This is a genomic window from Pantoea sp. EKM21T (assembly GCF_011800405.1).
Taxonomy (GTDB): Bacteria; Pseudomonadota; Gammaproteobacteria; order Enterobacterales; family Enterobacteriaceae; genus Pantoea; species Pantoea agglomerans.
Map to the genome: position 1 here is coordinate 24,295 of NZ_JAALFV010000001.1, position 11,255 is coordinate 35,549.

14 protein-coding genes are annotated in these 11,255 nt (G+C 52.6%); 1 reads left to right on the forward strand and 13 read right to left on the reverse strand.

Annotation, left to right across the window (positions count from 1 at the left end; all coding sequences use genetic code 11):
* Positions 1-7: 7 nt before the first annotated feature.
* The 8 genes from HFD87_RS00105 to HFD87_RS00140 all read right to left on the reverse strand — a co-directional run bounded on the left by HFD87_RS00105 (position 8) and on the right by HFD87_RS00140 (position 5,863).
* A complete protein-coding gene (locus HFD87_RS00105; protein WP_010246078.1) occupies positions 8-799 on the reverse strand; it encodes a PP2C family serine/threonine-protein phosphatase in 792 nt (263 codons plus the stop codon).
* Positions 796-2,667, reverse strand: a complete 1,872-nt coding sequence (gene tagH / locus HFD87_RS00110; RefSeq protein ID WP_010669904.1) for a type VI secretion system-associated FHA domain protein TagH — start codon at positions 2,665-2,667, stop codon at positions 796-798. Before tagH ends, HFD87_RS00105 begins: the two co-directional genes overlap by 4 nt.
* A gap of 392 nt (positions 2,668-3,059) precedes the next feature.
* Complete coding sequence (locus HFD87_RS00115) at positions 3,060-3,440, reverse strand: lysozyme inhibitor LprI family protein (RefSeq protein ID WP_228379707.1); 381 nt, start codon at positions 3,438-3,440, stop codon at positions 3,060-3,062.
* A gap of 41 nt (positions 3,441-3,481) precedes the next feature.
* Positions 3,482-3,880, reverse strand: coding sequence for a lysozyme inhibitor LprI family protein (locus tag HFD87_RS00120; RefSeq protein WP_033767000.1), 399 nt, complete (start codon positions 3,878-3,880; stop codon positions 3,482-3,484).
* A gap of 79 nt (positions 3,881-3,959) precedes the next feature.
* Complete coding sequence (locus HFD87_RS00125; RefSeq protein WP_033766997.1) at positions 3,960-4,334, reverse strand: hypothetical protein; 375 nt, start codon at positions 4,332-4,334, stop codon at positions 3,960-3,962.
* Positions 4,335-4,483: 149 nt separating this feature from the next.
* Positions 4,484-4,843 carry a T6SS amidase immunity protein Tai4 family protein gene (locus HFD87_RS00130; protein WP_033766995.1) on the reverse strand — a complete coding sequence of 120 codons (360 nt, stop codon included), beginning with the start codon at positions 4,841-4,843 and terminating at the stop codon, positions 4,484-4,486.
* Positions 4,840-5,331 carry a type VI secretion system amidase effector protein Tae4 gene (locus HFD87_RS00135; protein ID WP_010246097.1) on the reverse strand — a complete coding sequence of 164 codons (492 nt, stop codon included), beginning with the start codon at positions 5,329-5,331 and terminating at the stop codon, positions 4,840-4,842. Before HFD87_RS00135 ends, HFD87_RS00130 begins: the two co-directional genes overlap by 4 nt.
* A gap of 49 nt (positions 5,332-5,380) precedes the next feature.
* On the reverse strand, positions 5,381-5,863 hold the full coding sequence (locus HFD87_RS00140) for a type VI secretion system tube protein Hcp (protein ID WP_010246100.1): 483 nt from the start codon (positions 5,861-5,863) through the stop codon (positions 5,381-5,383).
* Positions 5,864-6,185: 322 nt separating this feature from the next.
* Here HFD87_RS00140 and HFD87_RS00145 point away from each other — a divergent pair, with 322 nt between their 5' ends.
* Positions 6,186-6,404, forward strand: a complete 219-nt coding sequence (locus HFD87_RS00145) for a hypothetical protein (protein ID WP_010246103.1) — start codon at positions 6,186-6,188, stop codon at positions 6,402-6,404.
* A gap of 197 nt (positions 6,405-6,601) precedes the next feature.
* Here HFD87_RS00145 and HFD87_RS00150 read toward each other — a convergent pair whose 3' ends face one another.
* The 5 genes from HFD87_RS00150 to tagF all read right to left on the reverse strand — a co-directional run bounded on the left by HFD87_RS00150 (position 6,602) and on the right by tagF (position 11,252).
* A complete protein-coding gene (locus tag HFD87_RS00150; RefSeq protein ID WP_010246109.1) occupies positions 6,602-7,261 on the reverse strand; it encodes a hypothetical protein in 660 nt (219 codons plus the stop codon).
* A gap of 133 nt (positions 7,262-7,394) precedes the next feature.
* Positions 7,395-8,894: a type VI secretion system contractile sheath large subunit gene (gene tssC, locus HFD87_RS00155; RefSeq protein WP_010246111.1), complete on the reverse strand. Its 1,500-nt coding sequence runs from the start codon at positions 8,892-8,894 to the stop codon at positions 7,395-7,397.
* The gene (gene tssB / locus HFD87_RS00160) at positions 8,891-9,424 is read right to left on the reverse strand and encodes a type VI secretion system contractile sheath small subunit (RefSeq protein ID WP_010246114.1); all 534 of its coding nucleotides are present in this window, start codon (positions 9,422-9,424) and stop codon (positions 8,891-8,893) included. The genes tssC and tssB overlap by 4 nt, the downstream gene beginning before the upstream one ends.
* A gap of 81 nt (positions 9,425-9,505) precedes the next feature.
* Positions 9,506-10,519: a type VI secretion system protein TssA gene (tssA, locus tag HFD87_RS00165; RefSeq protein ID WP_010669900.1), complete on the reverse strand. Its 1,014-nt coding sequence runs from the start codon at positions 10,517-10,519 to the stop codon at positions 9,506-9,508.
* A gap of 16 nt (positions 10,520-10,535) precedes the next feature.
* Complete coding sequence (gene tagF, locus HFD87_RS00170; protein ID WP_010246121.1) at positions 10,536-11,252, reverse strand: type VI secretion system-associated protein TagF; 717 nt, start codon at positions 11,250-11,252, stop codon at positions 10,536-10,538.
* Positions 11,253-11,255: the final 3 nt, after the last annotated feature.

The following is an 11,255-nucleotide window of genomic DNA, read 5'->3' on the forward strand; positions in this document are numbered from 1 at the left end:
GGCGTTCTCAATCTCGCAGAGGGAAGAACTGCGCCGCTTCAGAGAGCGAGTGCAGCAAGGTGGTGTCCTGAGGTGATCCAATCCAGACGGCCAGCGCGCTGAAATTATCCTGCTGCCCCTGATCCGGCTGATCGTTCCTGATGATTTGCTGCATCAGCGTCAGCCACTCTTCCGGCGTATTCACCATGTGCAGCGACTGCTGCATCTGTTCCAGCGTCACGCCGTGCCAGAAACCATCGGTGCAGAGTAAAAAGGCGTCGCCATCTTCAATCCCGACCACCTCGCTGTAGCTGGCGTCGCGCTGCTCATCGCCCATCCCCAGCGCAAAATAGAGCAGATTGCTGTTGATGCCTTCGGTGCGATGTCCGGCATCTTTCATCTGCTGCACCAGGCTGTGGTCGGTGGTCACGAGATAGAGATAGCCGCGACGGAACAGATAGAGGCGGCTGTCGCCTGCATGGGCCCAGCAGGCCAGATGGTAGTCGCGGTCAATGAACAGGCTGACCAGCGTAGTGCCCATCCGGCTGTGTTCGCTGCTGGCTTTCTGCTGCTGACGGATGGCGTGATTCGCCTGATTGACGTAGTTACGAATCGACTGCGCATTGAGATGCGCATCGCCATCAAACGACTGCAGCAGGCTGCTGCGGGCAATCGATGCCGCGATGTCCCCGCCGGGAAATCCGGCCACACCGTCGCAGACCACAAAGCAGGCCGAGCGCTTACCGATGACATCACCGATCTGATCCTGATTACTGGCGCGATCGCCCTGATTCGACGTCGAGGCAATAGTGATATTCATGCGTCATCCGTGTGGGTTTGTGAGTCTTTGTACTGATTAACTTCCAGGTCATAGGCGTGCAGGAACGCTTCGCCGAACAGGGTGTGGAAATCGTCTTCGATCTCGCCCGCCGTCTCGCCGTAGCGCTCAACAAAATGCTCCCAGAGCGCCGCTTTACGGCTGCCCGGCAGGCCGATACGTGACACCGATCCCGCCTGACGCGCTTCCTCCTCCAGCTGCTCCGGGTTAAAGGATTGCAGCATTGAGGCGATGATGGCGCGGATACCGGCGATCATGCCCAGCTGGTGCGCCTGCAGATCGATCAGCGCATCACGCACTGCCTGACGCGGCGGCATAAAGCCCGGCATCCGGCTGCCAAACATCTGCATTAAGACGGTTTTGCCCGAAGGCAGCAGCTTGAACGGGTTGTTGGCGTCGTCGAGGATCACCGTCATGTCTGCCTTCACCCCGCGCTTGAGGATCGAACGCGATGAGAGCAGCGCCACCGTACCCTGCGAAAACATGCTCAGCATCTGCCCGAATTGCAGCATCTGCTCACGGTCAAATTGCGGCGTCGGTTGCAGGTCGCGCAGACCCATTCCCTCCAGCAACGCATCCAGTAGTTCGCCCTTGAGGGCATCACCGCTGCTTTCGCTGGGTGTCGTCGGGTGCGCAGCGGCGGCATGATGGCGACCGGAAGCTACGGGATCGATGCGCAACCGCCCTTTCGGCGTCGGGGATGGCGTACGCTGTACCGCCTGCGGCGTGGGCAGCGTAATTCCGCCGTAATCGATCTGTGGATTTACCGCGTCAGACTGGCCGGGCAGCGCCTCGTCAATCAGCGGCGACTGCTGCTGTGCCTCAGAGTGAGGCTGGCTGTGAGTCTCATGCTGTGATTCGTCGAAGCTGAACAGCGGTGAGTGATCCATGTCGGTCAGGCTGGCGGGATCCTGCTCCGATGAACGTGCGGCCATCGGCTCAGTTTTTGCCACCGGTTGAGGTGGCACATGCAACGTGGCCGGTTTCGGCGTCGTCAGCTCCGGCTGGGCCAGCGGCACCGCGTTGCCCATCATCAGACCCAGCGGATCATCATGGTTGCGCGCATCCGTGCTGCTCTCGCCGTCAAACAGGCTTAGCGGATCAAGTTCAGCGGCAGGCGTTTCAGCCTGCGGTGGCGCTGTGTTCTGCTGAGCAGACAGCGTGCTTGGCGTCCGGTCGTCAAAAATACTCTGCTGCCCAAACAGCGCATCGCCTTCATCAAACAGGCTGCTGTTTTTTGGCTGCTGCCCATAATCCAGCGGCGCGTCGTTAATCAGCTGAGCCAGCGGATCTTCCGGATTTCGATCAGGACGAGCGGGCGCGGTCAGCGGGTGGGCCTCAGGCATCTCTGGCGCAGCTTTACGTTTAGAGAGATCGTCCGAAATCGAAAACTCTTTCGCCAGGCTGTCCCAGATTTCGCTGGGAATGGCGGCGGTGGTGCTGGCTTTTTCCGCTGCCGGTTCGCGAGCGGGTGCTACGGGCTGCACCGGCTCAGGACGCGGAACAGCTCTTTCACTCTGCGGTTGCTGTGCACTGTTGAGATCGCTGACCAGCAATTGGTAATCATCGATGCCCAGTATGTCTCCATCCTGCAGCTCAACCTGACGTCCGCGTTCCAGCGGAATATCGTTGAGTAACACGCGCGTCACATTGCCACGGTTGGTCAGGCGACATTCGCCATTTGCCGTGATGTGTACAATCGCCTGCAGGCGGGAGAGTGTGCGATCGTCATCCGGCAGCACCAGATTATTATCCACACCACGACCAATGGTGCCGCCAGGCGGAAAGAAATCACAATGAGTTTGCGGCGGCTGTTGGCCGGGTTTAGTCGTTATTATCGTAAAGCGCATAACGGATTCCTGCGGTTAGCGGTTCGGCATCTATACCGCGCACCTCTCGGGGAAAGGCGCGGGGTATAGAGAGCAGGGGGATTTAATTTTGGGAGTTGTCTATTTAAATACTGTGCCACTGGATTAATTCAATTCTTTAAACAGAGAAAAATTATATTTATTTAAGAAGATGAAGCTGCGTTAACGGCTTGTCTTTAATTAACATACAGGGTAAACATTAAAATAGTTGCAAATATGATTGCATTACAATCACCAGAAACCACGCTGCTGAAATATCATTTATACAGAATTATTTACCGGCATTGAAAAAACGGGATTACAGCGTAATGCAGAGAGTGATATTCATAGAGAATATCGTGCCCAGCCTGTAAACCCTGAGCACGACGACATAATCAGTAAGGCAGTTGCTTCAGAATAGCAGTGCGTTCTTTGTCGATGCGGATAACACAGAGGTTGGTGGCAACCGCATTCGCATTGCTGCCTTCTTCAGCGGCAAAGGCTTCCAGCTTGCACTGACCATCACGATACTTCAGCCAGTTACGCTGGGTATCCACCAGCGTGGCGACATAGTCATCAGCCAGTTTTTTCTGCGTGCCGTACATCTGTACAATGCGTTTTTTAGCCGTCTGGTATTCTTTGTTGAGGTCATCTTCCGCCAGCTTCTTCTGCTGAACAGTACACTGAAATAGCGCACCGTCTGAAGGCTGTTTTGCACAGGTATCTTCAGCGAGCGCTGAAGCGCTGATGCAAAGAGACACAGTGATTAAAGCCAATTTATGCAGTCTCTTCATATTTTTCTCAGCAGTCTGCACCATCAATGATAAGGAATTAACTTAAGTTTTTTAATTCTTTGCTCGTTAAGTTCAGAAGTACACATATTAATATTAGCGTTACTTAAATCACTTCCCTTATCTGCAGCATAAGAAGCCAGTTTACAATCATTCTCTCTATACTTCAGCCAGGCTCGTTGAGCTTCAGTCAACGCATCCATATACTGGCTTAACTCTTTGTTGTCACCTTTAAAAAGCGTTTCAACTCTGGTCTTAGCCAGCTTATATTCTTTGTTTAAATCAAGCTCAGTTTCGTTCCTGTTTTTCTGGGTGCAGGTATAAACTTCCTGGTCATTATTGCCGTTTGAACAATCACTGATTGCATAGACGGGGGAAACATAAAAAGCTGTGACACACAGCAACAAAGAAAAATAATTTCTCATTGAAAATCTCACCTGTAATAACACACCTATGCCTGAGAACAAGTGCAGACTCAATATGCCGGGTTTTTTATAAACGATGTTATTTAATCACCCCAAGATCCCGAGCAATAACTTTACTTTTAAAGGTTACAATATATTCCCAGAGGCCGCTGCCCTTCTGGCTTGGATAAAACGAATAATCATACTGGCCGTTAGTAAAGCGATAACCCCGGAAGTCGCAGACGTCAGGACAATTTGAATTTATGGTTTCACCTTTAAGAAATATCGATGAATTGTCTTTTACTCTGGTTGACTTAAGCGAAACATCATCACAGGTGACGTTACCTTCATCACAACCATATTCAATATCCGCTTTGAATATTTTTCCTTCAAAGTGTGAAACTGACTTCGCCAAAACAAATGAAGGTGAAACTAAAAGCACTATCATAATCAAATGACTTACTTTCTTCATCATGTGGCAAGTTCCGTATAAGAGTAATTTACATTATACTGATCAACTTCAGGTTTAATTATCGGCTTCATTTAACTAAACATATTCTCTTTTGAAAATTCGCTGCTGATGTTTAGCGCTGCATCAACTTTTAATTCCCCTAAAAATAAACGCTATTTCTTATACTTATTGTAGAGCGCCTCGGCATCCTGACTTTGGGAAAGCAACGTGCATTTCATCATATTGAAGTTTCCTGTGACCGAGCCAGTCAGGTTCATCTTCAGATACTCATTGATTAACTTATCACCATCACTGAATGCTTCAACAGGGAGATGACTTACCTCTAACCAGGCTGACGCGCTTTTAAATGCATCATCGGTGAAAGCCTTGTCAGTCGCAGCTTTTCCTGCACAACGGTTCAGAAGCCAGTTGCTGAAAATCTCCGGTTGCTTAAAGGAGTCTGGCGCCGGTGGCGTTATCGCCAGCGCCGCAGGAGATAAAGTCAGAGCAAATAACATCAGGAATTTTTTCATTTCAGTATCCACAAGGAGGCAACATCAGGAACAAAACTACCATTTTCTGCGCCACCCAGGAAGTGACAGGTATCAGAACAGATGTTGCCATTCCAGAGTGTCACGTGTCCGCGGGCATTGCTCCAGCCACTGCCCTGAAAAACAATAATTCCCTGTTTACCGTTAAATGAACCGGGTTTTGGTGACGTCACGTTCAGGTCTGGCTGACCGAAGGCGCCGACTAAAAAGTCCATCATATCGTTGACGCGAAACATATAACGCTTTTTGTCTTTTCCCGTCACGGTTGCATAACGACTGTTGGCGGGTATGGGAACACCAGTGTAATTAAGGACATAGCTCATTCTGATGGGACAGGCATTCTCGAAAATTCCGGAGGAGATATTCGCTTCTACTTTACCACCCAATATTTCCCCAACCTTCTCAACGGGAACATTAACTTCTGAGAAGCGGTTCCAGGCGGCCGAAAATTGAGGTCTTAAATGTACCATCGCAAAACTCCTTTATAGCCTCCCCCTGAGGGGAGGCTGCTGACCAGAATTACGCTTCTTTGTTGCCTTTGATGTCCCAGCCGGCGCTGCTCTCTGCGCCTTTGCCGCCGGAAGAGCTCTGCTCCCAGTACTGCTGCTTCACTTTAGAAGCCTGGAAGGAGTAGGTCATTCCCAGGGTATCGCCGTTGTCGGAACCATTGTAATTTACAGCGGTAACCAGAACATCTTCCAGGGTAATGCGTGCATACTCAACCTGAGAGCCACCCGCTTTACAGATAGAGAGTTCGACTTTAGCGAGATGTTTACCGCTTGCGCAGTTCTTCAGCAACGCCGTGGTCGATTTGTCGATCAGTGCATTAACGTGCAGGTCGTTGAAGTTAACCTTACCCGCACCGCCGCCGCCGCCAACAGACATATTACCTGGCTGAGAAGCACCCCATGAGAAAGAGGTGATATCAGTCCAGCCAGTGTGGTTTGAGTCTTTAGACTCGCCGGTGACTCCGTCAACCTTCATAAACATATCAATAGCCATTATCTTTCACTCTTTATTGGTTAAGATTATTGCTTTCAAAAAAGCAAGGATATGGCAAAAAGAAAAGCATGGGGCTGAATAAAACAGTCCATATTTTACCTTTGCCTTGCTTCTGAAATATCGTTATAAACCATATTCCAGACGTCGTATTGCCGGTTATTTAACCGGACAAAAATCGGTATGCATTTTCATGGCGAGAACAACAGCAGATAATCTGATGCCCTGCCATAGACCTCATGCCCAGGCGGTCATTTCATAGACAGCATCCTGGCAGATCGTTTATAGTAAGCAGGCGCTTATAAAGTTCACAGAAGGAATGAATATGAAAAAGATCATCTCACTTTTCCTGATAGTCGTGTTGTCGCTGCTCTCTCTCTATGCCATCGCTGATATTATTGGTTCGATATATCTGGTTGCTCGCTATGAAAACTTTACTCTTTCTTCCTCCGGGATTATTGCTGGTAAAATTCTCTTCACCGCCGTCTGCGTGGCCTTTATTTTTATTTTAATTAAGATATCACGCAGAAAACTGGTTAATTAATTTGCTTCAACTTTTGCGCCACGGCATAAAGCGATATTGACGCAGTTATTGAAATAATAATCAGGACTGCGTTAATAACCTTACCCATTACTGATATGTCCCAGTCAAAAAACAGAATATAATAACCCGAGCAGGTAATTAATATCAGGGCAGAAAAAAAGGTCAGCAGATAACTCATTAAAAAGAGAGCGGCCTTTTTAAACATCATGCATTCCTTCCACAAAGTTAGTAAAGACCTCATTGGCGAGCGGGGAGTTATTCTGTTGCAATGCAATTGCATCCAGCCAGGGATCAATGTTGTCCTCCAGCAGGAAATAGAGTAAATCAAGATCGCCCGCTCCGCGCAGCAATGCGTACACCTCCTTGTTCTTTTTCATCAAATCTCTGGAGGTATAGATCGATCTTGAAACTGATGCGCCAATTGTGATGATCCCTGTCATCCCCGCGCTAAAAAGAAACTTAGGTATGACCCGACTAAAAAATCGTGAGACGATCGCATCCACAAAAAGGTATTTAAACGTAAAAGAGCCTGCAGCGCTTCCGCCCATTTTGACCAGCATTTTTTCTAACTGCTGTTCATTAAGGCGTTTAATATATTGCTCAACCACCAGCTTAATTAGTTTCCTGAGATCGTCACTGGTCGCCCCTTTTTTCAGTAAGGTGAGCAATCGAATACGATCCGTCTCGTTATCCCAGCGATGATCGCTATCTAAAAAGTCTTTGGTCAGCGCATAGAGATCACCCGGAATAGAGGTAAATCCACTTATTGCACTCACCATAAACGTCTCAACGCCTGATTTCTTTTTGGTATTGAACAGGCCCAGCATGCCATCGGCGATATTTTTCGGTGAATCCATGTCCCACATCCTTTTTTATGCAGCAATCTTTCCCGTAAACCGGGAGCGTAAAACCCTTTGTCCCGGTTAACTCTGTGACTCAGCGGATACGTGATGCCAGGTCATCCCCGGCATCACGCCTCCCTTTCAGCCCTTACGCATTATCATTTTTCAGCGACGGCAGCTTAGAGACCAGACGCAGAGAAACCGTCAGCCCTTCCAGCTGATAGTGCGGACGCAGGAAGAATTTCGCGGAGTAATAGCCAGGATTATCCTCCTGCTCTTCCACATTCACCTCGGCAGCCGCCAGCGGCTTGCGTGACTTGGTCTCCTGCGAGGAGTTAGCCGGATCGCCATCGACATAGTTCATCACCCAGTCGTTCAGCCAGCGTTCCATTTCATCACGCTCACGGAAGGAGCCGATTTTGTCGCGCACGATGCACTTCAGGTAGTGCGCGAAACGGCAGCAGGCGAACAGGTAAGGAAGACGCGCGGCCAGACGGGCATTGGCGGTGGCATCAGCGTCGTGATACTCCATCGGCTTCTGCAGTGACTGCGCACCAATAAAGGCAGCGAAGTCAGAGTTTTTGCGATGCACCAGCGGCATAAAGCCATTTTTCGCCAGTTCGGCTTCACGACGATCGCTGATGGCGATTTCGGTCGGGCACTTCATATCCACGCCGCCGTCATCGCTCGGGAAGGTGTGGCACGGCAGATTTTCCACTGCCCCACCCGACTCCACGCCGCGGATTGCGGTGCACCAGCCATACTCTTTGAAGGAGCGGTTGATGTTGGCGGCCATCGCGTAAGCCGCATTGCTCCACGTATAGTTGCCATGATCGGAACCATCGGTCTGCTCTTCAAAGTCAAAGCTGTCGACCGGATTAGTACGGATGCCGTAAGGCAGACGCGCCAGGAAGCGCGGCATCACCAGGCCCAGATAGCGTGCATCTTCCGACTCACGCAGGCTGCGCCAGGCAGCATACTCGGTGTTCTGGAAGATTTTGGTGAGATCGCGTGGATTCGCCAGCTCCTGCCAGGACTCCATCTGCATCACTTCGGGCGCGGTGCCGGTGATAAACGGACAGTGCGCGGCTGAGCCGATACGCGCCATCTCACCCAGCAGCTCAACATCCTGCGGGCTGTGGTCGAAGTAGTAGTCGCCCACCAGGCAGCCAAACGGCTCGCCGCCGAACTGACCATACTCCTGCTCATAAATTTTCTTGAACAGCGGACTCTGATCCCAGCCGGCACCCTTGTAACGCTTCAGAGTGCGACCCAGCTCCTGCTTGGAGATGCTCATAAAGCGGATTTTGAGCATCTCGTCAGTTTCAGTGTTGTTCACCAGATAGCTCAGGCCGCGCCAGGCGCTTTCCAGCGACTGAAACTCCGGATGGTGAATAATCTGGTTCACCTGCTGCGACAGCTTTTCGTCGATCTCCGCGATCAGCGCCTGAATGGTGCGATAGGCATCGCTGGAGACGGTAACGGTGTTCTCCAGCGCCTGCTGCGCCAGGGTTTTCACCGCGCTTTCGACCGCAGCACGTGCCTGATCGCTTTTTGGCCGGAACTCTTTATTCAGCAGCGCGCTGAACTCATCCTGACTGAAACTGGCTGCGCCCTGCGACTGCGGTTGTTGTGAAGTCTGCGTCATGCCTGCGGCTCCTTACCTTCAGTGGCCTCATCCTGCTTTGGCAGATGGGTCAGGGCCTGCAGCAGCGTAGGATCCTGCAGCACCTTACCAATCAGCTCTTCCGCGCCGTTTTTGCCATCCATATAGGTCAGCAGGTTCGCCAGCTGGGTTCGCGCTTCCAGCAGCTTGCTCAGCGGCTCAACGTTGCGGGCCACCGCGTCCGGCGAAAAGTCATCCATGCTGTCAAAGGTCAGATCGATGTTCAGCTTGCCTTCGCCATTCAGGGTATTGTCTACCTGGAACGCGGCGCGCGGCTTCAGTGCTTTCATGCGCTCATCGAAGTTGTCGATGTCGATTTCCATGAATTTACGGTCATCAATGCCTGGCTGTGGCTCCAGCGGTTTACCCACCAGATCCGCCAGCACGCCCATTACAAACGGGAGCTGGATTTTGCGTTCCGCGCCATAAATTTCCACGTCATATTCAATCTGAACGCGAGGCGCGCGATTGCGGGCAATGAACTTCTGCCCACTGGATTTGCTTGTTGCCATGGTTTTCTCCATACATGATGCGCGGATAAAGTGTCACAGCAGGCGCGCAGGTCCCGCTGAGTGTGTGTGCGTCACGCCTGCTTAATCGCGACGTCCGAAAATGGTTTCCAGCTGATGTACGCCGTCGGGTGCCAGTTCGCGGATGATCTCCAGAAAGTCGCGCTCGATTAAGCGCTGTACACGGTCGATCATCAGTGGGGCCGGATGACTCGGCTCATGCTGGGTGAAGTAGAGCTTCACTTTCTCCAGCATCAGCTGCGCGTCGGCGCGGGAACTGATCTGCACCGTGCGCCAGTCAGCGGCAGCGCGCGGGTTGGCCGGTGCAGGCGATGCCGCGGTTTCTGCGGGCTGTTCCACGGCGGCTGTAGGGATCAGCGCATTGATATCTGTGGCCTGGCAACGTTCAGCGATCAGCGCAATCTGTCTGCGCAGCTGTGTGAGTTCCGGCACCGCTGCTTCGCCCAGTCGTTCGGTCACGGTTTCGCAGATGGTCTGCAGCCGCTCATGAATCTGCAGCACCGCCTCAATACCGGGCTGGTCGCCGCGCGCCAGTTCGTCGATCAGACGCGGCAGGCCGCCAGGATAGTCCGCGACTTCGGTTTTACTGCCGTCGCACAGGGCGGCCGCATCGCGCAGCGTGATGCCGTCAGAGGGATAGCGCAGCAGCCAGCACTGACGTACCGCACCGCTCAGATCAGTTTTGTCACCCAGCAGCGCCAGCGCATTAATGCGGTAGAAGGGATCCTGCTCGCCGAACTCCTCCAGCCGGGGCCACAGCGGCTCCCAGTAGAGCAACAACGCCTGTTCAATCAGCTTCAGGCCCTGGGCATAGCCCGGCAGCCCTTTCAGTTCGGTCCAGGCGTGGGTCAGCGCCAGCATTACCCGCAAATCTTTGCTGCGCGCCAGCAGCGCTATCGCCAGCTTCTCGACTCTGTTCCAGTCGGCCGGTTCTGCCGGAATGATGGTATTGCCAAACTGCTGCTCCGCTTTACCGGCGCTGGCCTGCTCCATCGCCTGAAAATCAGCGTGGTACTCCAGGTTATCGCCGCCGGGATTGTCCTCGCTGACCGGAGCCAGCAGAGCCTCTGTATTCATCGTCATGCGTGTCGCCTCAGGATTCAAACATCGGGGGATAAAGTCCGTTTCGTCCCGGCTTTGCCCCACCGGCCGGATCAAACAGCAATGAAAAGAGCTGGGCGGTAAAATTACCGCTGTGGACCTGGGTATAAAGCGGGAAACCGTCGCTTTGATTGGTCCACCAGAAACTGGTGTAGAACTGCGGGTCGAAGTTCTCGCCCGGCAGTGTCCAGTTCAGCGTCGAAGGGGTATCGCCATGCCCGATGACGTTGAGAATGTCTGACGTCTCGTCCGACTCCTGCGGCGGCTGCGGCTGAGGAATGCTGATCAGCGCCTGATCCAGCTGTTCCGGTGACCCGCCGCCCTGCACCACCCGCAGCAGCGTATTGCCCACCTGCTGATACCACTCGCCGGAGCGCGCCAGCAGGGCTGGCGACCACTCGGCGGGCGTGAAGTGGCGCAGTGCGCAGAGTGGGTAGTTACGGCCCACGCTGTCACGCGCGGCAATCAGGCAGCCCATCTGAATCAGCTGACTGCCCAGCATCGGCGGCACCACAAAATTCCAGACCGGCGCGTTGAGGAACGGGCGCGACGGGGCGTTATCACTCTCCTGACTGCTCTGCCAGTGATGCAGGCCCACCTGAAACCAGCTGGACCATTGGCGATAGAGCACGTCCGGGAAGCGGCGCTTCACAAAGTCACCCGCGCTGGGCACTTTGCCGTACCAGCAGGGTGCAGCGTAATGAGTCATTGT

Coding starts and splice junctions, on each gene's coding strand:
- tssC (WP_010246111.1), bottom strand. CDS start 8,894: ATGACGCAGACTTCACAACAACCGCAGTCGCAGGGCGCAGCCAGTTTC.
- HFD87_RS00105 (WP_010246078.1), bottom strand. CDS start 799: ATGAATATCACTATTGCCTCGACGTCGAATCAGGGCGATCGCGCCAGT.
- tagH (WP_010669904.1), bottom strand. CDS start 2,667: ATGCGCTTTACGATAATAACGACTAAACCCGGCCAACAGCCGCCGCAA.
- HFD87_RS00130 (WP_033766995.1), bottom strand. CDS start 4,843: ATGAAAAAATTCCTGATGTTATTTGCTCTGACTTTATCTCCTGCGGCG.
- HFD87_RS00150 (WP_010246109.1), bottom strand. CDS start 7,261: ATGGATTCACCGAAAAATATCGCCGATGGCATGCTGGGCCTGTTCAAT.
- tagF (WP_010246121.1), bottom strand. CDS start 11,252: ATGACTCATTACGCTGCACCCTGCTGGTACGGCAAAGTGCCCAGCGCG.
- tssB (WP_010246114.1), bottom strand. CDS start 9,424: ATGGCAACAAGCAAATCCAGTGGGCAGAAGTTCATTGCCCGCAATCGC.
- HFD87_RS00145 (WP_010246103.1), top strand. CDS start 6,186: ATGAAAAAGATCATCTCACTTTTCCTGATAGTCGTGTTGTCGCTGCTC.
- HFD87_RS00135 (WP_010246097.1), bottom strand. CDS start 5,331: ATGGTACATTTAAGACCTCAATTTTCGGCCGCCTGGAACCGCTTCTCA.
- HFD87_RS00125 (WP_033766997.1), bottom strand. CDS start 4,334: ATGATGAAGAAAGTAAGTCATTTGATTATGATAGTGCTTTTAGTTTCA.
- HFD87_RS00140 (WP_010246100.1), bottom strand. CDS start 5,863: ATGGCTATTGATATGTTTATGAAGGTTGACGGAGTCACCGGCGAGTCT.
- HFD87_RS00120 (WP_033767000.1), bottom strand. CDS start 3,880: ATGAGAAATTATTTTTCTTTGTTGCTGTGTGTCACAGCTTTTTATGTT.
- tssA (WP_010669900.1), bottom strand. CDS start 10,519: ATGAATACAGAGGCTCTGCTGGCTCCGGTCAGCGAGGACAATCCCGGC.